This window comes from Amycolatopsis samaneae (assembly GCF_039541975.1).
Taxonomy (GTDB): Bacteria; Actinomycetota; Actinomycetes; order Mycobacteriales; family Pseudonocardiaceae; genus Amycolatopsis; species Amycolatopsis samaneae.
In genome coordinates, this window is record NZ_BAABHG010000005.1 from 455,535 (window position 1) to 478,404 (window position 22,870).

A 22,870-nucleotide genomic window follows, 5' to 3' on the forward strand; every position below is an offset into this window, starting at 1 on the left:
TAACTCGGACGTATGCGGTATAGAAATACCGTATCACGGGTTGTTCGGGGCTTGGCCCTTGTAGGCGGCGAGCACCTCGCGCAGCGAGCCGTGCGCACGTATCCGGCCCTCGTCCAGCCAAAGAGCGGTCGTGCACAGCTCCATCAGCAGCTCGTCGGCGTGCGAGGCGAACACCAGCACCCCGGAGCGGCGCGCGAGGTCCACCAGGCGCTCCCGGGCCTTGGCGAGGAATCCCGCGTCGATGGCGCCGAGCCCCTCGTCGAGGATGAGGATCTCGGGGTCGATGGTGGTCACCACGCCGAGTGCGAGCCGCACCCGCATGCCCGCGGAGTAGGTACGCAGGGGCAGGTGCAGGTAGTCGCCGAGTTCGGTGAACTCCGCGATGTCGTCGACCCGCTTCTCCATCTGCCTGCGCGTCATACCGAGGAACAGGCCCCGGATCAGAATGTTCTCGTGGCCCGAAACCTCGGGATCCAAGCCCACGCCGAGGTCGAACACCGGCGCGATCCGCCCGACGACGCGCGCGCTCCCCCGCGTCGGCTCGTAGATGCCGGACAGCAGTCGCAGCAGGGTGGACTTGCCGGCGCCGTTGTGCCCGACCAGACCGACCCGGTCGCCGTCCCGCAGGGACAGCGTGATGTCCCGGAGCGCCTCGATGACCGGGACCTTCGCATCGGTCCCGATCTCGCCGCCGACCTTGCCGAGCACCTGCTTCTTGAGCGACCGGGTCTTCGCGTCGAAGACCGGGAAGTCCACGTGGGCGCCGCGTACCTCGATGCTCACCATGCCGCCACCTCTCACCCCGTTCGGTCCGCCAAATGCGAACGGAAGTTATCATTCGCATCTGCCCGGCCCACAACCCCGTACCGGAAGGCGGTAACGTGCGGCCGGTGAGTCAGCAGTTCACCGAGCAGGGTTTCCGTCCACCGCAACAAGAGCGCAGCCGGGCGTCCCTGCGGAAGGTGCTTGCCTCCGCCGAACACGTACTGGCCGACCGGGGGCTCGAGGAGTTCACCATCGCGGCGGTCGCCGAACAGGCGGGCATGTCGGTGGGCACGATCTATCGCCGGTTCGCGGGCAAGGACCAGCTGCTGTACGCCGTCAAGGACCAGCTGCTCGGACAGCTGGAGGCCGACGTCGGTGCGGCACTCCGCTGTTCGCCACCCGGGTTGCGCGAGATCTTCGGCGCGTTCACCCAGGCACTGGCACGCACCTTCGCCCAGCACGACCGGATCTTCCCCGAACTGCTCGACGCCCAGCGCTCCGACGGGCGCGATCGCGGCCTGGAAGCGCTGTCCGCGATCCAACAGGCCCTGGTCGAAGCCGCCGCTTCCGGCATCGAGGAGATCCACCGGCCGGACCCCGTACCGGCCGTGCGGATGGCCGCGCGGACCATCATCGGCTCGTGCGTCCACCGCGCCGCCACCTGCCGGTTCTGGTCCGACGACCTGTCCTGGACCACCTGGGCGACCGAAACGGCCGAAATGGCGCTCGCCTACCTGACCTCGCCGGGAAGTCCCGGGGAGCCACCGCGAAAGACACCGAAGGGCAGGGCAGAACATGACGTCCACCAGGCGTGACGGCGACACCTGGGACCTGGCCTCCAGCGTCGGCGCGACCGCCACCCTGGCCGCGATGGTCCGGGCGATAGCGACCCGCGCGGACCGTTCGCTCATCGACGACCCGTTCGCCGAACCGCTCGTCCGGGCGGTCGGCGTGGACCTCCTCACGCGGCTGGCGTCCGGCGAAACGCCTCCCGGCGATCTGGTCGGACAGCTGTCCATCGACGTGGCCAAGGTGCGGACCAGGTTCTACGACGAGTTCTTCCTCGACGCGGTGAACGCGGGCGTCACGCAGGCCGTGATCCTGGCTTCGGGGCTGGATTCCCGCGCGTACCGACTGGCCTGGCCCGCCGGAACCGTGGTGTACGAGGTCGACCAGCCGCAGGTCGTCGACTTCAAGACCCGCACGCTGGCCGAGCTGGGCGCCGCGCCCACCGCGGACCGGAGAGTGGCCGCGGTGGATCTCCGCGACGACTGGCCCACCGCGCTGCGTGCCGCCGGATTCGACCCGGCCCTGCCGACCGCGTGGAGCGCCGAAGGCCTCCTGGGCTATCTGCCGCCCGAGGCACAGGACCGCCTGCTGGACACCATCACCGAGCTCAGCGCGCCGGGGAGCCGGGTGGCCACCGAGAGCAGGCCCAGCCCGCGACCGGGCGAGGAGGACAGGACGAAGGAAGGTCTTCGCCGCATCTCCGAACGCTGGCGTGCGCACGGTTTCGACACCGACATGGTGAGGCTGCGTTATTTCGGCGAGCGCAACGAAGCGGCTCCCTACCTGACCGACCGCGGCTGGACGCTGAGCGGCGACAGCACCCGGGACCTGTTCTCCGCCAACGGTCTTTCCCCGCTGAGCGAAGACGACCTGCGCATGGGCGACCTGCGTTACGTCAGCGGCACCCTCGCCGAGGCTGTCGCTCCACGAGAGTCCTGAGAGCGAGCGAGTTTTCGGCCGTTCACCGGTGACCCGGCGTCGCCGTAGTACCCAGGATTTGCTCCGAATCCGAAGCCAGGTAAGGTTCATGGTGTCGCGAAAAACGATGTCCCGCGGCGTTGTTCGCCGGACATCGCGCACACATCGATGCAGGACGGTTCCCGATCGGTGAGCGTCTCCGTGCCGAGATCGGGCGTCCCGCCCGCTCCCGGTATCGACCGCAACCGAGGAGCGCACCATGCAGAAGATCGTCACCATCGTCGGAGCGGGACTGGGCGGGCTGACGCTCGCGCGGGTGCTCCAAGCCCACGGCGTCGCCGCCACGATCTACGAAGGTGAAGCGTCGGCGACGGCGCGCGCCCAGGGCGGCCTGCTCGACATCCACGAAGAAACCGGGCAGGTCGCGCTCCGCGCGGCGGGCTTGTACGACGAGTTCCGCGCCCTGGTCCGGCCGGGCGAGGACGCCAAGCGCGTCGTCGACCGCCACGGCACGATCCTGCTCGACCGGCCCGCAGACCCCCGTTCGGCCCGCCCCGAGGTGGATCGCGGCGAACTCCGGCGCCTGCTCATCGACTCGCTCGCCCCCGGGACCATCCGGTGGGGCCACAAGCTCACCGCGCTCCGGCACCACCCGGCGGGCGGCTTCGACCTCACCTTCACGGCGGGTTCCCCCGTCCACGCCGACGTCGTCGTCGGCGCGGACGGCGCCTGGTCGAAGGTCCGGCCGCTGCTCACCGAGGCCGAGCCGCGCTACAGCGGCACCTGCTTCGTCGAAATCGCCCTCTCCCCGGGCGGCCGGGACCACCAGGCCAGCGTGGCCGCGATCGGCAGCGGCACACTGATGGCGGTCGAACCGGGCCAGGGCATCATCGCCCACCGCGACGCGGACGGCGGTGTGCGCGGTTACGTAGCGCTGAACAAGCCCGAGGAGTGGATGCGGTCGATCGACTTCGGTGACCCGACCGCCGGGCTCCGCCGCCTCGCCCGCGAGTTCGACGGCTGGTCGCCGCTGCTCACCGCGTTCGTGACAGGCAGCGACGCGGAGCCGTGGCTCCGGCCGATCCACGCGCTCCCCGTCGGGCTCAGCTGGGACCGGGTGCCGGGCGTGACGCTCGTCGGCGACGCCGCGCACCTGATGTCGCCCTTCGCAGGCGAAGGCGCCAACCTCGCCATGTACGACGGCGCCGACCTGGCGCGCGAACTGGCCGGGCACCCCGACGTCGAGACCGCGCTCGCCGCCTACGAGAAGCGGCTTTTCCCCCGCAGCAACGAGATCGCCGCCCACTCGGCGCACAACCTCGAGACCTTCTTCGGCCAGGAGGCACCGAACAGCGTGGCCAGGCTGTTCGGACGCTCGTGAGCGCGGATCCGGGACGCACGCTCACGAGCAGGGCTTGGAATATCAGCCGAGTGCTTGAATCTCGGTCGCCGGCCTCCCCTGGCTGGCCGCCCACGACGCCAACAGGGCCAGACCGTCCGCGGTCGCCGTACCGGCGGGCGCGGTGTAGACGATCAGGAGCAGGCCGGGGTCGGCGGGCAAATCCATCGACTCGACGTCCAGGTCGAGCCGGCCCACTACCGGATGGTGTACCCGTTTGCGTCCGGACCGGTGGAGCCGAACGTCCTGGGATGCCCACCGCTGCCGAAAGAGTTCACTGCGTGTTGACAATTCACCGACCAGGGCGATCAGCTCCTCGTCGTGCGGATTGCGGCCGGCTTCCATGCGCAGCTTCGCGGCCACATCGCCGACGATTCGGTCATAGTCGACGAAGAACGCTTCTGCCGCTTCGGGATCCAGATACACGAACCGCGCGGTGTTCGCCGGCCGTCGCGTGTCGGCCAGCATCGGTGAATACAGCGCGCGGGCAAGGTGATTCATGGCCAGCACGTCATAACGGCCGTTGCAGATCCAAGCCGGCGCATCGGTGATGGCGTCGAGCACCTGCCGAAGCGCCGGACGCACTGTCGCCGCGGGTCGCCGGCGGCGTGGTCCGCCGGGTGCCCTTGACTGCCGCGCGAGGTGGAACAGGTGATCGCGCTCGGCCTCGTCGAGTTGCAAGGCGGAGACCAACGCGTCGAGCACCCCGTCGGAGGCTCCGGCGAGGCTGCCGCGCTCCATACGCACGTAGTAGTCGACCGACACCCCTGCCAGGAGAGCTACCTCTTCGCGACGCAGACCTTTGACCCGGCGGTTGCCGCCGTAGGCGGGCAGCCCGGCCCGCTCGGGCGTGATCCGCGCGCGCCGCGAACTCAGGAACTCCTTGATCTCGGTGCGCAGATCGATCGTGGCCACCCCGTCACCATAGGCGCTGCCCGCAGGCGAAGGGAGGCTCTGCTGGTACCCCCGACGGCTCATGGGGTCGGCGCGCCGTTCTCCTTCCCCTCCGGTGCCGGTCCGAGTTCGGCGGCGAGCCGGTGGCGGAGGTCTTCGTCGCCGGGGTCCCGGAGCAGCTGACGCGCGGCCATGAGGAGGGCGTCGTGGCGGCGGCCGAGTTCGGCCAGCGCGGTGGACCGGTCGGCGAGCTGGGCCTGGAGCCCGGCGAGCTGTTCGTGCAGGGGGCCGAGGGCATCGGCGTAGCGCTGGGTGGCCTCGGCCAGTCGGCCGGTCAGCTCGGTGATGCGCTGATCGGCACCGGTCTGCGCGGCACGGAGCTGGGCGTCGAACTCGCCGGTCCGCGCCCGAAGGCGCTGTTCGTAGTCGACGGCCAGCTCGTCGCGAAGCTTCCGGCGTTCCTGATCGGCCTCCTGTCGCAGCCGATCGAGCTGTTCCACCGCTCCGGCGCGCTCGCCGGCGAGGACGGTTTGCAGCTCGGTGACCCGATCCTGCGCGGCGGTCACCTGCTCCAACGCTCGCTGCCGGTCCGTCTCGGCGGCCACCCTGGCCCGCTGGGCGGTGTGCCGGTCGGCGACCGCGGCGTCCCGTTCCTTCCCGGCGGCGCTCGCGTTTTCTTGTGCGGCAAGTAGGTCGGCGCGGTCCTGCGCGGCCTGCCGCTGGGCTGCCTCGGCCTCGGCGAGCGCCCGGTCCCGCTCGGCGGAGGCGTGGTCGGCCTGCTGCCGGGCGGCGTCACAAGCGGCGTCCGCCGCGTTCCTGGCGGCGAGTGCGGCCGTGGTCTCGTCGGCGATCCGTGTCCGCAGCGCGGTGAGCTCCTCGTGTACCGGTTCCAGCGCCGCCAGCAGCGTCGCGGCACGGTCGTCGACCACCTGGACGTCGACGTGCGTCATCGACTGGTCCGGCCCGTACACCTGGACCCAGATCTCGCGGTTCTCGTCCAGCATCGCGCAGCTGATGACCTTCGCACCCCAGCGGCCGTACCGGTCGGGGTCGGCCGGGCAGTACGGCGTGGGCCGCCCGCCCCTCGGCAGCAGCGGCGGCAACCGCCGCCCGCAGTAGGCGCAGTGCCCCACCCCGTCGGCGGCGATCGCTCGCAACGTCGCCTCCCGCCGTTCGTCCCGGCTCCCCCGGCGCGCGGGGATCTCGGGACGTTCGGCGGCGTCTTCAACACGGTTTTCGCTGCTCTGAGCGGTCTGGTCCAGCACAAACACACCCTATCATGTTTCAGTTTCGATACTGAAACTGGCGATTTTGGTATCGATAGTCAAACAGGTCATCTCGTTCGGACGGTCCTTTTTATATGGATAAGAGGGATTATCCATATAAAACCTCAGCAGGCCGGGATGATCGCTCAGCCGGGCGCTTCCGGGTGCCTGTTCGGCACCGATCAGGTGCCGAACAGGCACTCCCCGACGCGATCGCCGAGGGTCTCCCACGGTCGGCTGAGCAGCCAAGGCTGTCCGTAACGCTCGGCTTCGGCCCGTAACCACTGCCCGTACCGCTGGTTCATCCGGACCACGCCACGGCGCTCGGCCGGGGCCAGCGCGAGGAAGCGCCGGGCACCGGGCCGGGTCGAGAGGGTCGCCCACAGCACGTCTTCGTCGGGTTCGATGACGTAGACCACGCGAGTGTCCCGGCCGGTGTACCGGTGCATCAGTCCCGGCTGGACGCCCTCCCCCTCGATGATCGCCGAGCCGTTCACCGCGCCGAGCCGGTCGAGTTCGGCGGTCAGCACCGGCCCGAGTCGCGCCGTCGACGCCAGCAGGACGTCCAGCAGTTCGTCCGCGGGGCGCAGCCAGCTGTGCCCTTGACGTTCCGTGAGGCTGTGCTCGCGCAGGTCATCGACGTGGATCACCTCGCCGAAGCCGCGGCGCGCCGCGAGGCTCGCCGCGGCGGTCGTCTTCCCGACACTGGAGCCGCCGCCGATCGCGTAGACGGTCACCGGCCGAGGTCCCGCAGGGACAGTTCACCCACCAGCTCGCTGCCGCTCACCGGTCCAGTTTCGCAGCCGGTTCGTCATGGGCCAGGGGGTCGGTCACCGCCGTCACCAAGCTCACCGAGTTCTTCGGCAGGTACCTGGCCGGCTGAACGCCGGGGTCAGGGTCGCTTCGGCGCGGGCACGACGGTGGTGATCACCTTGTGCACCAGCCATTCCAGCGGTCCCCGCCGGATCCAGCGCCGCCAGAGCACCGACGCGACCAGTGTCACCGCGACCACGGCGCAGAAGTACACGAACGAGTAGGCCTTCGGCTGGCCGAGCGCGGACTGGTAGATCAAATGCCCCGCGTACCAGGTCATCGTCATGCCACCGGCGGCCGCGAGCGGCCACAGCAGCCGTCGCCAGCGCGGCCGGTCCACGAGCATCAGGAAGCCGCCGAGCAACGCCAGCGCCACCCCGATCATGAAGACGATCCCGACGACACTGGTGGCGTACAGCGAACGTTCGCCCGGCATCGCGAGTACCTGCTGCCAGGCCTGATCAGCCGGTGACAGGCGTTCAAGCAGATCTTCGACACCGAACAGCTTCAACGCCGCGAAGGAGACGACGACCGCGCCGAGCGCGACACACAGGCCGGTGACCAGCATGCGGATCCGCACTACCCGGCTGTGCAGGTCGAGCCTGCCGATGGCCAGCCCGGCCAGCACGAGCGGAATCCCGTAGACGACCTGGAAACCACCGCCGACGGACACGAGCGAAAAGAAATACTGACCCCAGCTGCCCGGATGTGTCAGCACCGCGAGGCCCTCCGGAGTGTCGGAACGCATCCAGTCCATATGCGACGAGAGCACCCACATCGCGTACGCGGTGACCAGCGGCACGGAAATCCCGGAGAGGACGAACAGCGTCCGCGGCCGCAGCCACGTGAACGGCAACAGGAACACCAGCAGCACGGCGTAGAAGCCGATGACCGACGGGGCGAACTGATCGATGCACAGGCTGATCAGCCACAGGGTCACCGCCCGGACGAGCACCCGCAGCACCGCTGTGCGCATCCGTTTCCCCGCATACGGCCGGGAACCGCCGGTCATCAGTGCCACCGAAACCCCGGCGAGCAGGACGAACAGGCTCATCGCACGCGATGAGGTCTCGGTGTCCACCCAGTGCAGGAGGGCTGGGCCGGGGTCCCGGACCGGGCCCGCGGTGAACCAGCCGTTCATGTGGAAGTGCTCGACGAAGACGCCGATGATCGCGAGTGCGCGTACGACGTCGATACCGAGCAGGCGGGCCTTCGGCACCCGGTGTCCGCGGGCGGTCGTGTCTACTGTGGATAGTGGAGTCACGGGATCGGTAGTGCTCATGGTCCTCAGGCTGCCGAGCGGATGTCCGGCGGCAGTGGCAACCATGTCCCGGTTCTGTCGCAGCAGGTTCAGCGCAGCACGGGGCAGGTCCGGGGGCCGAGGCGCTCGCCGGTGGTGAGCGTGACGACGACCTTGGCGTCGGCCGGGCGCCCGGCCTGCCGGTGCACGCCCAGCGCGGTGCAGACGAACTGGTCGACACCGAGCGAGCCGATCTCGTACGAGGCCAGTGGCAGGACGACGGTGATCAGCTCGTCGGATTCGGTCACCTGTGGGGAGTGGCCGTCGGCGCTGCGGGTGTTGAACGCCGAATGGAGGCCTCTCTCGGTGTTCTGGCTGCTGCGCATCAACAAGGCGAGCGCGTCGGTGACGGTGCCGAGCCGTTCGGTCCGGCGTACGTCCGGTACCAGGTTGCCCTGGTCGCCCAGGTAGTAGAGCGTCGTGGTCGGTGAGACACCGGTCGGTGCCTCACCGCCGTGGAGCACGCCGCTGGGTTCGACCCCGCACGCGGTCAGCGTCGCCATGAGCAGCCCGAACGTCCCGAGCAGCACGGCCGACCGCCGGATCATGTGCCCGTCACCTCCTCGGCATACCGGGGCAGCCGCAGCACGAACCGGGCGCCCGCGCCCGGCAAGTTCCCCGCGGCGATGTCACCACCGTGCAGTCGCGCGTTTTCGGCCGCGATCGCCAGTCCCAGTCCGCTGCCCTCGGAGCGTGTTCTGGCCGCGTCGGCCTTGTAGAACCGTTCGAACACCCGCGTGGCCAGATCCCCCGGCAGGCCAGGGCCGTGGTCGGTGACCTCCACTTCGACCTCCCGCTCGTCGGCGCGGAGCCGTAGCCGCACCGGGGGCTCCCCGTGGCGCAGGGCGTTCCCCACCAGATTCGCCACCACGACGTCGAAGCGTCGCCGGTCGAGGACGGCGTCGATCGGTTCGGGCGCGTCCAGCTCCACCGCGTCGAGCCAGCCGCGCGAGCGCAGACAGTCCGTGACGGCCTGGCGAAGTTCGACCTCCTCCGGTCGTGTCCTGGCCGCTCCGGCGTCGAACCGGGACACCTCGATCAAATCCTCGACCAGGCGGGTGAGCTTGCGAGTCTCCTGAACGGCGAGCAGCGCCGAAGCACGCGCGTTCGGGGACATCGCCTCGGTCTCGTCCTCCAGCACCTCGACCACCGCGGTCAGCGTCGTCAGCGGGGTGCGCAGCTCGTGGGACACGTCGGCGACGAACCGGCGCGCGTCGGACTCCATCCGGCGAAGCTCGGCCACCGAGCCCTGGAGTTCGGCGGCCATGTGGTTGAACGTGCCGGCGAGGTCCGCGAGCTCGTCGACACCGCGCACCCGCAGCCGGGTGGACAGGTCGTGGACGGCCAGGCGCCGCGCGGCCGTGCGCATTTCCCGCACCGGCCGCAGGACGCCGCGCGCGGCCAGCAGCGCGAGCAGGATCGCCAGCGGCAGGGCGAGCGCGCTGGTCAGCGCCGCTGATCGGGCGGAGGCGTCCATCTGCTGCTGGACCGGGGCGAGGTCGCGCAGCACGTAGACCTCGATCCCCGACGGCGAGCGGGTTCCGTCGAGCGCCGTGGTCAGTACCGGCGTCCCGATGATCAGCTTCGGCCCGGCCACTCGTTGCATGACGAGCTCGCGGCGGTCGCGGACGGCTCCGCGCAGCTCGGCGGTGACCAGGCCCGGTTCCATACCGTCCGAAGAGGACAGTTGCCGGTAGGTGGCCATGGCAGGCGCGCCGACCGCGGTGCGCAGCCGGTCCAGTGTCGCCTGGTCGGGAGGCATGGTGAGGTCGGCGGTGATCGCGCCGACCCGGTGCCGGACGTCGGTGACGGCCCGCTGCTGTGCCTCGTCGACGAGCGACGTGCTGGTGGAGGCGTAGCTCGCCCACGCGGCCACCGCCGCGCCGAGGACGGTGACCAGCACGAACGCCAGTATCAGCCGGACCCGCAGGCCGCGTAGCCACCGCGGCACGACGGCCCGGCGTCCAGGGCTCATACCGGGCCGAACCGGTAGCCGAAGCCCCGCACGGTCTGCACGAACACCGGCGCCGCGGGATCGGCCTCGATCTTCGCGCGCAGCCGCTGCACGCAGTTGTCCACGAGTCGTGAATCGCCGAGATAGTCGTGTTCCCACACCGATTCCAGCAGCTGCTGGCGGCTGAGCACGCGGCCGGGAGTACGGGAGAGTTCCAGCAGCACACGGAGTTCCGTCGGGGTCAGCGCGATGGCGGCGCCGTCCTTGGTCACCGTCATCGCGGCCCGGTCGAGCGTCAGCCCGGCGTGGGTTTCGATGCCGGCCGGCTCGGTGCCGCCACGACGCAGGACGGCGCGGATACGCGCGTCGAGGACCCTGGGCCGCACGGGTTTGACCACGTAGTCGTCGGCACCGGCTTCGAGGCCGCCGACGACGTCGAAATCGTCGTTACGGGCGGTCAGGATGATGATCGGCACCGGCCCGTCGGCGCGGATCCGGCGGCAGACCTCGAATCCGTCGATGCCGGGCAGCATCAGGTCGAGCACCACGATGTCCGGCCTGCCGGCCCGATAGCGGTTTACGCCCTCCTCACCGGTCTCCGCCGCCTCGATGTCATGGCCGTGTTTACCCAGCGCCATGCCGAGGGCATGGCGGATGGACGGATCGTCCTCGATCAGCAGAACCTGTGCCACACGCCGATTATCACCGCAGGTCAGTGCCACCGCCGGGGGACGGGTGAAGTTGCGACAGAACCAGGACATCGCACCCCGGCCGGCCCGCTCTAGGCTGTCGCCGGGTCTCGTGAGGCGGAGGTGATCGGTTCTGACCACGTCGCTGGTGGTACCGGACAGCGAGCCGGGCAAGAGCGGGCGCGAACGGTTCGCCGAGTTCCTGCGCATCTACGCCTCGGTCAACACCCGGGTCGCCTACGCCACCGACCTCGGGATCCCGCTGGACTGGGTACCCGGCTACGTCCCGCCGGACCCCGGCCGCCGTCGTGGCCGGCAGCGACGAGCGGGATCCAGTGGCCTGGAGTGGCTGGTCTGGTGCGTCCGCAACGGGTTCGGCTCGTTCTCCGAGGTCAGGGTCGAGCACGTGGAGCGCTGGCTCGCCGAGCTCGCCGAGGCCGGATACAGCGACGCGACGCGGGGCCGGATGCTGTCCGCGGTGTCGGCGTTCTACCAGAAGTACCTGCTGCGCGAGGGGCTCGCCGAGCACAACCCGGTCGCACTGGTGGACCGCCGCGCCCAGCACCTCAACCGGGCGACGGGAACGCCGTCGAAGACGGCGCGCTGGTCGTTCGAGGCCTGCCGGGCGCTGTTGCTGGCGGCGTATCTGCTGGCGGAACGCCGACGCGACGGACGGCGTGACCGCGCCATGGTCGAGATCCTCGTCGGCACTGGCGTGCGCGCGGAGGAACTGGTGGGGATCAACATGGACGACTACCGGCGCCAGACACCCGGCGGGTTCGGCGTGCTGCGCGTGCACGGCAAGGGCGCCAAGGACCGCTCGGTCGCGCTGACCGTGCCGGTGGCCGACGCGCTCGACGAGTACCTGGCCCACCGCCGCTCCCCCGCGGTGCCCGCGAAGCGGGGCCAGATCGCCGCGACGGCGCGGGAACCGGTGTTCGTCACGAGCACCGGCCGGCGCGTGCACGTGTCGCATGTGGACGCGGTGCTGCGCAGGCTGTGCGCGACGTTCGTACCCGCGCCGGACGACGCGCCACGGGCGCGGTGGCTCGAAGAGCTGCTGACGACTCCGCAGGCGCGGTTCGTCGCCACCCACCTGGCGCCGCTGCGGGACACCATCCGGCCCCACTCCGCCCGGCACTCCTACGCCACGAACGCGACCGAGCGCGGGGTGGACGTCCGTCAGGTGCAGAAGGACCTCGGACACGTGGCGCTGTCCACCACCGAGGGCTACCTGCACGACGAGGACAACATCCGCAACTCGGCCGCGCACGAGCTGTCCCCCGGCCTGCACCGCGGCTGGCTCACGACGAACGCCTCGTGAACGACCGGGTCTTCGCCGGGACCGCTCCCGGCGAAGACCCGGTCTACTGTCGGGCGTGATCCGACCAGTCGCCGCCGCCGTGCTGTTCGCGTTCCTGTGCACCGCGTGCGGAACACCGTCACCACCGGCCGCCACCCCGCCGCCGGTAACCGCCTCGACGACGTCCACGAGCGCCGAGCCGCGTGAGCACGTCCTGGAGCTGGAGGCGACCGGCACCGCCACGCCCGTCTTCACGCTCACCGTCGACGGGAAGGTCACCGAGGAAAAGCCGGCGGCACTTCCCTGGCACAAGACCATCTCGGTCCCCTACGGCGCCGGGCGGCACAACTGGGAACTGTCCATTCGCTACACCGGCGGGTCGGTGGCCGCGCGGGCGATGGTGGACGGGAAGCTGGCGACGCAGACGGCGGGCAGCGGCTCGCCCGGCTCCGTCCAGAACGGACATCTCAGCGGCGGCTTCAGCGACTGACCGCGGGCTGGGGCTCGGCCTTCGGCGCCGTGGATTCCGTTGCCGAGCGGGATTTCGCGACGAGGACGACCAGCGTGGCGAAAAGCACCGCCGCCACGACTCCGGTGACGTTCACCCCACTGGTGAAGGCGTCCTTGGCGGTGTGGACGAGCTGGGCGGCCTCCGCGGGCGGGAGCTGCCGGGCGGCGGCGGTGGCCCCGGCGAGGGTCTCCCCCGCGGACGCCGGGGCACCGGCCGCCACCGCGCCCGCCATCCGGCTCCCGTAGACACCGGCGCCCAGCGCGCCGAGCAGGGCCAGACCGAGCGAGCCGCCGAAGTAGTTTCCCGTCTCGGACATGGAGGCCGCCGAGCCCGCTCGCTCGACCGGCACCGATCCCACGACCAGTCCGGTGCCGAGGGCGAACAGCGGACCGGTGCCCAGCGCGAGGACGACGACGCCGGTCAGCACCAGCGGCAGCCCGTCCTCGCTGTCGACCAGGATCAGCGCGACGGAGCCCAGCACGGACACCGCAAGGCCGCCGGCGATCGCGGTCACCGGCTTCAGCCACCCCGTCAGCATCGGCGCGGCCATCGTGCCCGCGGCGACGGCCACGCCCATCGGGGCGAACAGCACAGCCGAAGCGAGCGCCGAGTAGCCCAGCACGCTCTGCAGGTACTGGGTGACCAGGAGACCGGTGCCCGCCATCGCGACGCCCGCGAACACCAGCGCGACCAGGACGGCGGTGAAGGGCCGGTTGCGGAACAGCCGCAGGTCCAGCAGCGGGGTCTCGAGCTTGAGCTGACGCCGGACGAACACGACGCCGAACACCACACCGGCCAGGATCGCCCCGACCGGCACGAGCAGACTGCCCGTCCCCTCCACGGTCAGCTGCTTGAGGCCGTAGACGATCGGCAGCACCGCCGCCAGCGACAACCCGACACTGGGCAGGTCCAGCCGCCCTGGCGCCGGATTGCGGTACTCGGGCAGCACCATCGGGCCGACCACGAGCAGCAGCGTCATCACCGGGACCGCGATCAGGAACACCGATCCCCACGAAAAGTACTGCAGCAGGAACCCGGCGAGGACCGGACCGAGCGCGCCGCCCGCGAACTGGCTGGTCGCCCAGATCGCGATCGCCCTGCCCCGCTGCCGTTCGTCGCGGAACATGCTGGTGATCAGGGCGAGCGTCGAGGGGGTCAGCGTGGCGCCCGCGACCCCGAGCAGGGCCCTGGCGATGATCAGTGTCTCCGGATTCGGCGACCACGCGGCCAGCACGGACACCACCGCGAACGCGGCCGCGCCGATGAGCAGGAGGCGACGGCGGCCGATCCGGTCGCCGAGCGTCCCCATCGTGATCACGAGGCCGGCGACCAGGAAGCCGTAGCTGTCGGAGATCCACAGCTGCTGGGTGCTGCTCGCGCCGAGGCCGGCGCTGAGCCGAGGGAGCGCGAGGAACAGCCCGGTCAGGTCCATCGCCACCACCAGCGTCGGCAGGACCAGTACCAGCAGCCCCAGCCACGCGCGGCGGCCTGGCGGTTCGGTGTTTCGCATGTCGGCTCCTCGGCCTGTCGGGTACGTTCACCGCCTGGTCGTGGCCGCCGCCGCGTTCTTGACATCCGGACGCGGAAAAGTCTTGCCGAGTTTTTTCCCGCGCGATGTCAAGGCGGGGCCGACGGCTCCGACCACCGGGCGAAGGGCCCACGAGGGCATCGAGGACTACGAGGGAGCAACGATGAAGTTCCTGCTGATCATGCACATGAACCCCGCCGTGTGGAACGCGCTGACCGAGGAGGAGCGCACCGAGGTCATGGAGGGGCACGGCGCGTTCATCGACACGATCAAGAACTCCGGGGAGATGATCATGACCCAGGCGCTGGCCGACCCGTCGCAGAGCGCGGTCGTGCGTGTCCGCGGCGGGCAGCCGGTGGTCACCGACGGCCCCTACCTGGAGGCCAAGGAGTACCTCGGCGGGTTCTACCTGATCGAGGTCGCGAACAAGGAGCGCGCCCAGGAGCTCGCGGCGATGATCCCGGACGCGAAGGTCGACGGCCTCGGCATCGAGGTCCGCGAGGTCGTCTACTCCGACGGCGAGCCGACGAGCTGAAACCGGCGCCGGGGCCCGTCGCGTCCGGCGTGGCGGGCCCCGAAACCCTTTTCCGACAGAGGAAGTGACCGGCTACGGTGAGGTCGGCCGGACTGGTGGGCGGGAACGGGAGGGGCCGTGCGGGCGCAGGCGACCGACGGTCCGCTGCTCCGGAACACGGCCTTCCGGTGGTTCTTCACCGGCCGGCTCGTCTCGCTGCTGGGCAGTGCGATGGCGCCGGTGGCGTTGTCCTTCGCGGTACTGGAGGCCTCGAACAGTGCGGGGGCGATGGGCGCGGTGCTCGCGGCCAACACCCTGCCGCTCATCGTGTTCACCCTCGCGGGCGGGGTGGTCGGCGACCGCTTCCCCCGACGGCTCGTGCTGCTGATCTCCCACCTCGGTGCCGGGATTTCCCAGGCCGTGGTGGCGTTCCTGCTCGTGTCGGGCCACTACCACCTGTGGTCGCTGCTCCTGCTGGAAGCGGTCAACGGGACGCTCACCGCGTTCACCACCCCGGCGCTGCGCGGGATCGTGCCCGACCTGGTCGGCCGGGAACGGCTCCGGCAGGCCAATTCCCTGCTGGGGTCGGTGCGCAACGCGACCAAGATCCTCGGACCGGCCGCCGCCGGGGTGCTGGTCGCCACCGCGGGCGGCGGCTGGGCGATCGCGATCGACGCGGTGACCTACCTCCTCGCGGCGGGATGCCTCGCCCGGCTCCGGCCGAGCACCGCGCCACCGTCCACGAAGGACAGTCCACTCGCGGATCTCCGCGCGGGCTGGACCGAGTTCCGGTCCCGCACCTGGGTCTGGCTGATCGTCGCGTGTTTCGGTGTGGTGAACTTCCTCCAGGTGGGGATCTGGCGGGTGCTCGGGCCGCTGATCGCCAGGGACACCGTCGGCGAGACGGCGTGGGGCGTGGTGCTGGGCGTTTCGGCGACGGGTGTGCTCGTCGCCTCGGCGACGATGTACCGGATCGTGCCGCGGCGGCTGCTGGCGGTGGGTCAGCTGTGTGCCGTGGCGCTGGCGTTCCCGTTGCTCGCGCTCGGCCTGCACGCGGACTTCCTCTGGCTGGCGGCGGCCGCGCTGGTGTCGGGGCTGGGCACCGGGGTGTACGGCATCGCGTGGGAAACCTCGCTCCAGGAACACCTTCCCCACGAGATGCTGTCGCGGATCTCCTCCTACGACAACCTCGGTTCTTTCGTGGCGATCCCGGCCGGTCAGCTCGCCGTCGCACCGCTCGCCGCGAGCTTCGGCGCCGCGCACGTGGCGCTGACCGGCGGCGTCCTGTGCGCGGTGCTGATCCTCGTCCCGCTGGCCTCGGCCTCGGTGCGCGGCCTGCGGCACGGGTGAGCGGTGGGGCTCACCGGTAGTTGCTGATCTCGATGAGGTTGTCGTCGGGATCGCGGACGTACACGCTGAGGATCGGGCCGGTCGCGCCGGTGCGTTCGACCGGGCCCTCCTCGATCGCGATCCCGTGCCGCGCGAACGTGGCGACGACCTCGTCGAGCGGGTCGGCGGAGATCAGGCACAGGTCGGCACTGCCCGGTGTGGGCCGCAGCGCCTTCGGCTCGAATTCGTGGCCCGCCTCATGGAGGTTGATCTTGCTGGTGCCGAACGTCAGTGCCTTGCGTCCGCCGCGGAAGGTGACGACCTCCATGCCGAGCACCTGGGTGTAGAAGTCGATCGTGGCTGGGAGATCCGCCACCGTGAGAACCAGGTGATCGAGCCGGTCGATACGCATGCCTTGAGGCTACTCGGGCGGTTCTGCCGGTGGGCCGAGGTCACGCCGTGTCCCGGCTCACGAAGGTGAGCGCGGGCCGGAAGTACTGGACCGTGGTGCTCGTCAGACCCGGCCAGGAGTGCGCTTTCCGCCATTCCGCGTTGTCGTCGATCTCCTGTGGACGGTCCGCGACCGCGGCACGGTGGGCGTTCTCCGATGTCCATTCCGCGTAGTTGAGGACGCGGGAACCATCGGTGCTGACATGGAAATGCGCGGAGAGGAGTCCCGGGGTCGGGGTGTGCGCCGGGACCGAGAACAGGGTGTCGATCAGCTGCCGTGCCCGGTCGGGGTCCGGCTTGTCGAATCGGCGCAGAACGATCACGACGCAGCCGGCCGTCGTGGCGGGGTCGTCGACCCGGCTGCGGTGGAGCCGGTAGGAGGTCGATCCGAGACGTTCGATCCCCGGTACCGCGGCGAACACCTCCTCGTTTCGAGGGTCGCGCCCGGTTCGGGTGAAGACCCGGTGGGCATCTTCGTCGGCCCATTGCGAGTAGTGCAGTAACGTCGTACCGTCGCTGCCCGCGAACACGCTGTAGGTACGGAGAGCGGAGGCCGGCCACGGCCTGGCTTCCCACGCGTCGGCCAGCGCTTCGATCGCGGCGTGCTGGCGTTCGCGGGTGCCGACGCGCCAGAAACCGAACGTCGGCGCGTCGACGTCGGCACGTGCTGGGTTGGTGAGGGACTTCGTACGGAATGTCAACGACAGGCTCCTTCCGTTGGCTGCCGGACCCATGGTGAGAGCTCAGGTGCGGTGGAGGTCAAGAGCGCGCGACGCCCACGACCACGCCACCGCACACAGACCCGCTGTCCGCCCCTTGACCATCACCGCGATCTGGCTGATCGCCGCCGGGGCCGTCCTGATGAGCGCGGGAGTTTTCCCTTACGCCCACGGAACGCAGGCGGTGGCTCCAGCAGTGCTTTTGCGTTCCGTCAGAAAGCGCCGAGACCGTTCGGGACGCCCAGACCGGTAGGGCCGTCCCAGCCGGGACCGCCCACACACAGTTCCTTCGCGGACGCGCATCCGGCGGCCCCGTCCGCGGCGTTGCTGCCACCGGTGACGTCCTGGATCGCTCCGGCGGGAGCCCGGTAGAGCGTGTTGGGTCCGTCGACAGCGGCGAGGTGACCACCGCGCGCGTACAGCCCGGCAAGGTAGGGCGCCGCCGCGCTCGTGCCGCCCGCGGTGAGCCAACCGCCGCCGGTACCGGAATGCGGGGTGTAGGAGGCGTAGACCGCGACACCGGTCAGCGGGTCGGCGTCGGCCGAGATGTCGGTGACGGCGCGGTGCCCGCCACAGTGGCCTGACACCGGGGCGGGCTGTCCGGACGCGGGCGGGAGCCCGGGCGCGCAGCCGCTCCCGGCGCCGACCCATCGCGGTTCCTTGGCACCTTTGGGCACGAACTTCCCGCCCCACGCGGACATCGTGGCGGAGCCGTGCTCCCCCGTCTTCAGGCTGACGCCGCCCGCGGCCGTGACCCACGGAAGCTGCGCGGGCCACAACTGCTTGTCCCCGTTGTATCCCTTGTCCCCCGAGGAAGCGACGACGGCCATGCCGGGGTGGTGCAGTGCCCGCGCCGGGGCACCGGAGCCGAGGTACCCGGCCTGGAACCCGGTCGGGATCCCGTAGCTCATGCTCACCGCGCCGGCGCCGAGCTTCGCCGCGTGGGTCACGGCGGTGCCGAAGTCGTCGGCCAGCGCGCCGGGCAGGCCGAGCGCCGCCGCGCCCAGCAGGTGCCCGAGATCCAGCGGGATCTGGATCATCACCAGCTTGCAGGTCGGGCACGCGGCGCTCGCCATGTCGAGGTCCAGCGCGGTCTCCGCGGCGTAGCTCTCCTCGATCTGCGCGTAGGCCGGTGTCGGCCGCAGCGGCTCGCCGCCCTTGAAGTCGGTGACCGTGAGACAGCCGTTCGCCGTGTCGCACCGGGGAAGTCCGTACTGCGCGCGGTACCTCCCGAGGTCGGCCTCCAGCGCCGGATACGCCCCGACCCCGACGATCGCCACCGTCGTGCCGGGCCCGTTGGTCAGCGGCGGCAGGTGGTAGGCGGCGTTCAGCTCGGCGGGCCCGTATCCCGCGGGCGCCGCGGTGGTCAGCGGCGCCGTCTCCGACCGAAGCGAGCCGACCAGCTGGGCCTGGCAGCCGAGGTCGATCGGCCGACCGTCCACTTCGGCCTGACAGACCTCGTGGACGCCGTGCGCGGATCCCAGTGTCCCCGCGCGCAGTGCGGCGGCGATCGCGGCGGTGTCCTGGCTGTCCGGCACCGCGGCGGACGCCGGTTCGGCCGGGAGCATCCCGGCCGAACCGAACACCACCGTGGCAGCGAGTGCGATGTTCCGGCGCGTTGTCCTCTTCATGTACTCCCCAGCGTTTCCGCGGTTCGTCCTCACTCGGTCAAGTGCGCGCGGTTCTGCTGGGAACGTCCATTTCCGGAGCGTATAAGGACTTTCGCCGGACGGCAAAAGCAACGGCGGACCGTCCTACTGACGGGTGCGTACCCTCTTGCTGCCGTACACCGCGTGGACGAGCAGGCCGGCGAGCGCGAGCACGACGGCGGTGACCGTGGCCGCGGTGGTGCCGTCCGGCTGGAACGGCCAGGCGAGCACGTGGGTCAGCGTGCTCTCCTTCGCCCCGCCGATCTGCGCGCCGAGCGCGACGACCGCCTGCGCGGTGGGCAGCAGCCAGCCCAGCTGCGCGCCGAAGAACGTCGCGCCGAGCGCCGCCAGCCCGGTCATCCCGGCCACCCCGCGGATCGCCGACTCCACCGTGCCGAGTGGATGGTCACTGATCTGGGTGAGCAACAACAGCAGCCCGGAGGCGACACCGACCGCGAGGACATGTGCCGCGCGTCGGGACAGCCAGGCGATTGCGGCCGTCCGGTCCAGGTCGGGGTCATCGCTCCCGAGGCTCACCGCGGCGGCCGAAGCCGAGAGCACCGCGGCGAACGCGCCGAACATGATCCGCTGCGAGGGGTCCGCCAGCACGTTGATCACCCAGAAGGCCAGTGTCGCCGCCAGAAGCACGGCACCGGCGGTGGGGACGCGGCGGGAACGGACATACAGGGTCAGCCATCTCATCGGGCACCGCTTCCGGTCAGGATCTCCATCAGGTCACCCGAGCAGGACAGGCCCGCGGTGCGCAGCGCGCCGAGACGCCGGTGCTTCTCCTCCGGCGACAGGGCCTGCAGGGCCGGCCACATCGCCTTGTCCTCGGAACCGAACGTCCGCAACGGTTTTCCGAGCAGCAGCCCGGCAGCGAGGTGCCGAGCGTCGAGCTCTCGCCGGTACTGCTCCAGCTCGGCCGGGTTCGGATCCTCGTGGTAGCGGACGCACGGCGTCGTCCCGGCCCCCAGCAGCAGTTCGGACAGGGCTTCCTCCTCGGTCATGGACAGCCGCGATCGGTTGTCCAGCCAGTAGGTCGGCAGGCTGACGAGGAGCACATCGGACGGCTGGGGTTTCACCTGCGAGGTCATGTACGTGTCCCGCGTGTTCTCCGCGACCGAGGTCGGCGCTCCCGGCAGCGGTGCCAGCAGCCGCAGTGCCTCCCGGGCGGGACCGACGAGGGGCTGGAGCGCGTTGGCGTGTGCCTTCCCGACGCACACCCGCGGGAGATCCGCGGTGCAGACCGGTTCCGCGGCGCCGGGGTCGGCGACATACGTGGCTTCCCTGGTCGCGGGGAGCAGCGGCAGCGCGACCGCGAGACCGAGTGCCACGGGCAGCAGGGCGAACAGCCGCCGGCGCCCTATGCCCGTGGCCAGCACGATGCCGGTCACGGCCAGCGCGGCGAACCAGATCACCTGTGCGATGGTCACCCGCGGCGCCGGGGCGACGAAGTGATCGGAGAGGACCCCGCCCAGCTCGGGACTCAGCAGGGCTGCCTTCCCGCCGACCAGCACGCGCAGCGCGATCAAACCCATGAGGCTGCCGGCCACGAGCACCGGCGCGGTGATCGCCGAGGGCAGCAGTGTGCCGATGCCAAGGCCGAGCCAGCCCGACGCGATCAGCGCGAGCGCGCCCACCAGCGGGATCGGCAGCCAGCCGAGGTGCTGATAGGTCGTGTTTCCCGCCACCTGCACCACGCCGGCGACGAACACCACCGCATACCCGACGACAACCGTGATCGCCATCGCGCCGGAGACGGGCAGCACCCGTTGCCAGGCGGGGCGCGACACGGTCGCGGTCAGCTCCGTCATCCCGGAGCGTCGTTCCCGGCGCCCCTGCCAGGCACCGGCGCCGATCGCCAGCGGGCAGAGGATCTCGAGGAGGTAGCGCATCAGGCCGGCGTAGGCCGTCCACTGGCCCAGCGAGGTGTCCTTCTGGAACATCATGAACGCCACGGCGAGACCGGCGGCCACGATCACCGCGCCCGCCAGCAGCGCCACCGACCGGCGTAGCTCGATGCCGAGCACCCGCGCGCTCACCAGTCCGCTCCCCGCCGGTCGGTGTGGGCGGCCAGCAGCGCCGAGTAACCCCGCTCGGTCGGGCTGTCCCCGACGTCGTCGGCCCCGCCCGCGGCGGCCAGCGCCGCGGGCGTGCCCTGCCACACCAGCCGTCCGGACGCGATGAGCACGACGTCGGTGCACGCGGCGGCGACGTCCTCGACCAGGTGTGTCGAAACCACCACGCAGCTGTGCTCGCCCAGTTCCCGGAGCAGCCCGCGGAACTCGACGCGCTGCGCCGGGTCGAGGCCGACCGTGGGCTCGTCGAGCAGCACCAGTTCCGGGCTGTTGACGATGGCCTGTGCGATCCCCGCGCGCCGCAGCATGCCGCCCGACAGTGTCTTCATCCGGTCGTCGGCGCGATCGGCGAGCCCCACCTTCTCGATCGCCCGCTGCACTGCGGCCGGAATGTCCACCTTGGACATCTCCTTCAGCCAGGCCAGATACGTCACGAACTCGCGCACGGTGAACCGGGGGTAGAAACCGAAGTCCTGCGGGAGGTATCCGAGCTTCCGGCGCACCTCGCGCGGATTCCCGGTGGCCGGCAGGCCCAGCAGGTCCAGGCTCCCCTCGGCCGGGCGCAGCACGGTCGCGAGTGCCCTGATCAGCGTCGTCTTGCCGGCGCCGTTGGGCCCCAGCAGGCCGTGTACCCCGGTCCCCAGCGCGAGGTCGAGGCCGTCGACCGCCATCCGGCGGCCCGCCCGCACCTTCAGCCCGGTGGCGGTGACCGCCTCGGCATATCCTGTCGGCGCCGTCTCCGCCGCATTGACCACACGCATCGGTCGCTCCTCAAGTGTTCGCCCGCCGGATCCCCTCCGGCATCGAGCAAGACGCGCGCGATGGCCGCCCCGGTTCTCCGGTCGTAGTGGCCTGCGTCACTCTTGAGCATGCGCGTCCCGGCCGGGAGCCCTTTTCCGGGGTGTTCACCCGACCCGGCGAACGATAATGCTGTTGACCGGTATCCCGGCCCGTGCCGAAAATGACGTCATGACGCACGACGGGCACCACACGGCGTGGCACGGCTTCCCGTGCCGCCGTGCTCAGCGCGCGTTCTCGCGGGTATGTCGGCCGGGTCTCCCGATGAGCTGAATTCCTCAGCAATCTCAGGGAGCCGCCCACGGAAATCCGTCCGGGCGGCTTTTCTTCGCACCCTCGTAGCTCGACGGTAAGAGCACGGCACTACGCGTGCCGGGGTCCAGGTTCGATTCCTGGTGGGGGTACCGCTGGAACCGGCGATTGATCCGGTGGGCCGGTGTGGCAGGCACTGCTGCGCCGGTCACCGTGCCGGTCTCCAGGCCAACCACTGTCCGGGTGGGACGCTCCGGCGTCCCACCCGGACAGTTCACGCGGCGCGTTTCGCCGCGGTGGCACGAAGTTCGGCCAGCGCGGTGGCGAACATCGTGGACTTGATCGCGGCGAGCGTTCCCCGGTCCTTGCCCACCAGCCCGCGGACACGCTCGGCGGCGTGCTCGACCACGGCGGCCGCCTCGGCGGTGGCGTCGACCAGCCCGAGTTCCACGGCCTCGGACCCGCCGAAGCGGCGCCCGGTGGTCATCGAGGCGATCGCGGCGGCCGGGGTGAGCTTGCTCTGGATGAGCGCCGACATCGCCGGGGTGAAGGGAATGCTGATGTCGACCTCGGGGAAGCAGAAGTAGCCCCGGTCTGCGCGCATCACGCGGAAGTCGTGCGCCGTCGCGAGCATCGCCCCCGCGGCGAAGGCGTGGCCGTTGATGGCGGCCACCGTCGGGACGCCGAGGGTGAGCACGCGCGCGAACAGCTCGTTGACCTCGGCGAGATAGGTTTCCGCCTGCTCGCCGTGCGCCATCAGCCATTCCAGGTCGAGCCCGTTGGAGTAGAACCGGCCGCCGCCGGTGGTGACCAGCGCGGTGGGTTCGGCTCCCTGCTCGACGGTGTCGAGCAGGGAGTGGACGGCCTTGAGCCACTCCGGGGAGAACCGGTTCTCGTCCTCGCCGAGGTCGAGCACGGACACGGATCCCTGGGTGCGCAGTTCGGGCATT

23 protein-coding genes and 1 tRNA gene are annotated in these 22,870 nt (G+C 70.7%); 8 read left to right on the forward strand and 16 right to left on the reverse strand.

What is annotated here, in order from left to right:
- Positions 1-33 precede the first annotated feature (33 nt).
- Complete coding sequence (gene wzt / locus ABD987_RS15560) at positions 34-786, reverse strand: galactan export ABC transporter ATP-binding subunit Wzt/RfbE (RefSeq protein WP_345392785.1); 753 nt, start codon at positions 784-786, stop codon at positions 34-36.
- A gap of 104 nt (positions 787-890) precedes the next feature.
- Here wzt and ABD987_RS15565 point away from each other — a divergent pair, with 104 nt between their 5' ends.
- The 3 genes from ABD987_RS15565 (at position 891) to ABD987_RS15575 (ending at position 3,853) form a co-directional block, all read left to right on the forward strand.
- A complete protein-coding gene (locus ABD987_RS15565; protein ID WP_345392787.1) occupies positions 891-1,580 on the forward strand; it encodes a TetR/AcrR family transcriptional regulator in 690 nt (229 codons plus the stop codon).
- On the forward strand, positions 1,561-2,493 hold the full coding sequence (locus tag ABD987_RS15570; RefSeq protein ID WP_345392789.1) for an SAM-dependent methyltransferase: 933 nt from the start codon (positions 1,561-1,563) through the stop codon (positions 2,491-2,493). Before ABD987_RS15565 ends, ABD987_RS15570 begins: the two co-directional genes overlap by 20 nt.
- 238 nt (positions 2,494-2,731) lie before the next feature.
- Positions 2,732-3,853 (forward strand): FAD-dependent oxidoreductase, encoded by a 1,122-nt coding sequence (locus ABD987_RS15575; RefSeq protein WP_345392792.1) that lies wholly within the window; start codon positions 2,732-2,734, stop codon positions 3,851-3,853.
- A 42-nt stretch (positions 3,854-3,895) separates the two neighbouring features.
- Here ABD987_RS15575 and ABD987_RS15580 read toward each other — a convergent pair whose 3' ends face one another.
- From ABD987_RS15580 to ABD987_RS15610, 7 genes are all read right to left on the reverse strand, one after another.
- The gene (locus ABD987_RS15580) at positions 3,896-4,786 is read right to left on the reverse strand and encodes a helix-turn-helix transcriptional regulator (protein WP_345392795.1); all 891 of its coding nucleotides are present in this window, start codon (positions 4,784-4,786) and stop codon (positions 3,896-3,898) included.
- A 59-nt stretch (positions 4,787-4,845) separates the two neighbouring features.
- The gene (locus ABD987_RS15585) at positions 4,846-6,030 is read right to left on the reverse strand and encodes a coiled-coil domain-containing protein (protein ID WP_345392798.1); all 1,185 of its coding nucleotides are present in this window, start codon (positions 6,028-6,030) and stop codon (positions 4,846-4,848) included.
- A 182-nt stretch (positions 6,031-6,212) separates the two neighbouring features.
- Entirely contained in the window at positions 6,213-6,767 is a 555-nt protein-coding gene (locus tag ABD987_RS15590; protein WP_345392801.1) for a hypothetical protein, read from the reverse strand.
- A 155-nt stretch (positions 6,768-6,922) separates the two neighbouring features.
- The gene (locus ABD987_RS15595; protein ID WP_345392804.1) at positions 6,923-8,125 is read right to left on the reverse strand and encodes a DUF418 domain-containing protein; all 1,203 of its coding nucleotides are present in this window, start codon (positions 8,123-8,125) and stop codon (positions 6,923-6,925) included.
- A 68-nt stretch (positions 8,126-8,193) separates the two neighbouring features.
- Complete coding sequence (locus tag ABD987_RS15600) at positions 8,194-8,691, reverse strand: hypothetical protein (RefSeq protein WP_345392807.1); 498 nt, start codon at positions 8,689-8,691, stop codon at positions 8,194-8,196.
- The gene (locus ABD987_RS15605) at positions 8,688-10,118 is read right to left on the reverse strand and encodes an ATP-binding protein (protein ID WP_345392810.1); all 1,431 of its coding nucleotides are present in this window, start codon (positions 10,116-10,118) and stop codon (positions 8,688-8,690) included. The genes ABD987_RS15600 and ABD987_RS15605 overlap by 4 nt, the downstream gene beginning before the upstream one ends.
- Positions 10,115-10,789 carry a response regulator gene (locus ABD987_RS15610; RefSeq protein WP_345392813.1) on the reverse strand — a complete coding sequence of 225 codons (675 nt, stop codon included), beginning with the start codon at positions 10,787-10,789 and terminating at the stop codon, positions 10,115-10,117. The genes ABD987_RS15605 and ABD987_RS15610 overlap by 4 nt, the downstream gene beginning before the upstream one ends.
- A gap of 145 nt (positions 10,790-10,934) precedes the next feature.
- On the opposite strand from ABD987_RS15610, the gene ABD987_RS15615 reads away from it, so the two are divergent.
- On the forward strand, positions 10,935-12,110 hold the full coding sequence (locus ABD987_RS15615) for a tyrosine-type recombinase/integrase (protein ID WP_345392816.1): 1,176 nt from the start codon (positions 10,935-10,937) through the stop codon (positions 12,108-12,110).
- 55 nt (positions 12,111-12,165) lie between these two features.
- Positions 12,166-12,579 carry a hypothetical protein gene (locus tag ABD987_RS15620; RefSeq protein ID WP_345392819.1) on the forward strand — a complete coding sequence of 138 codons (414 nt, stop codon included), beginning with the start codon at positions 12,166-12,168 and terminating at the stop codon, positions 12,577-12,579.
- Here ABD987_RS15620 and ABD987_RS15625 read toward each other — a convergent pair.
- Positions 12,569-14,110 carry an MFS transporter gene (locus ABD987_RS15625; RefSeq protein WP_345392822.1) on the reverse strand — a complete coding sequence of 514 codons (1,542 nt, stop codon included), beginning with the start codon at positions 14,108-14,110 and terminating at the stop codon, positions 12,569-12,571. The two genes, ABD987_RS15620 and ABD987_RS15625, sit on opposite strands and share 11 nt — an antisense overlap.
- 181 nt (positions 14,111-14,291) lie before the next feature.
- Here ABD987_RS15625 and ABD987_RS15630 point away from each other — a divergent pair, with 181 nt between their 5' ends.
- Together ABD987_RS15630 and ABD987_RS15635 are read left to right on the forward strand one after the other, a co-directional pair.
- Entirely contained in the window at positions 14,292-14,663 is a 372-nt protein-coding gene (locus ABD987_RS15630) for a YciI family protein (RefSeq protein WP_345392825.1), read from the forward strand.
- Positions 14,664-14,780: 117 nt separating this feature from the next.
- Complete coding sequence (locus tag ABD987_RS15635) at positions 14,781-15,992, forward strand: MFS transporter (protein WP_345392828.1); 1,212 nt, start codon at positions 14,781-14,783, stop codon at positions 15,990-15,992.
- 10 nt (positions 15,993-16,002) lie between these two features.
- Here the strand turns inward: ABD987_RS15635 and ABD987_RS15640 are convergent, their stop codons facing one another.
- From ABD987_RS15640 to ABD987_RS15665, 6 genes are all read right to left on the reverse strand, one after another.
- The gene (locus ABD987_RS15640; protein WP_345392831.1) at positions 16,003-16,383 is read right to left on the reverse strand and encodes a VOC family protein; all 381 of its coding nucleotides are present in this window, start codon (positions 16,381-16,383) and stop codon (positions 16,003-16,005) included.
- A 40-nt stretch (positions 16,384-16,423) separates the two neighbouring features.
- Complete coding sequence (locus ABD987_RS15645) at positions 16,424-17,122, reverse strand: antibiotic biosynthesis monooxygenase (protein WP_345392834.1); 699 nt, start codon at positions 17,120-17,122, stop codon at positions 16,424-16,426.
- Positions 17,123-17,352: 230 nt separating this feature from the next.
- Complete coding sequence (locus ABD987_RS15650) at positions 17,353-18,771, reverse strand: S53 family peptidase (RefSeq protein WP_345392837.1); 1,419 nt, start codon at positions 18,769-18,771, stop codon at positions 17,353-17,355.
- 123 nt (positions 18,772-18,894) lie between these two features.
- A complete protein-coding gene (locus ABD987_RS15655; protein ID WP_345392839.1) occupies positions 18,895-19,491 on the reverse strand; it encodes a hypothetical protein in 597 nt (198 codons plus the stop codon).
- Positions 19,488-20,834, reverse strand: a complete 1,347-nt coding sequence (locus tag ABD987_RS15660; RefSeq protein ID WP_345392841.1) for a hypothetical protein — start codon at positions 20,832-20,834, stop codon at positions 19,488-19,490. Before ABD987_RS15660 ends, ABD987_RS15655 begins: the two co-directional genes overlap by 4 nt.
- Positions 20,831-21,631, reverse strand: a complete 801-nt coding sequence (locus tag ABD987_RS15665) for an ABC transporter ATP-binding protein (protein WP_345392844.1) — start codon at positions 21,629-21,631, stop codon at positions 20,831-20,833. The genes ABD987_RS15660 and ABD987_RS15665 overlap by 4 nt, the downstream gene beginning before the upstream one ends.
- A gap of 369 nt (positions 21,632-22,000) precedes the next feature.
- Between ABD987_RS15665 and ABD987_RS15670 the strand changes: the two genes are divergently transcribed.
- Positions 22,001-22,072 (forward strand) — tRNA-Arg (locus tag ABD987_RS15670).
- Between the two features lie 122 nt (positions 22,073-22,194).
- Here ABD987_RS15670 and ABD987_RS15675 read toward each other — a convergent pair.
- On the reverse strand, positions 22,195-22,869 hold the full coding sequence (locus tag ABD987_RS15675) for an enoyl-CoA hydratase-related protein (RefSeq protein WP_345392847.1): 675 nt from the start codon (positions 22,867-22,869) through the stop codon (positions 22,195-22,197).
- Position 22,870: the final 1 nt, after the last annotated feature.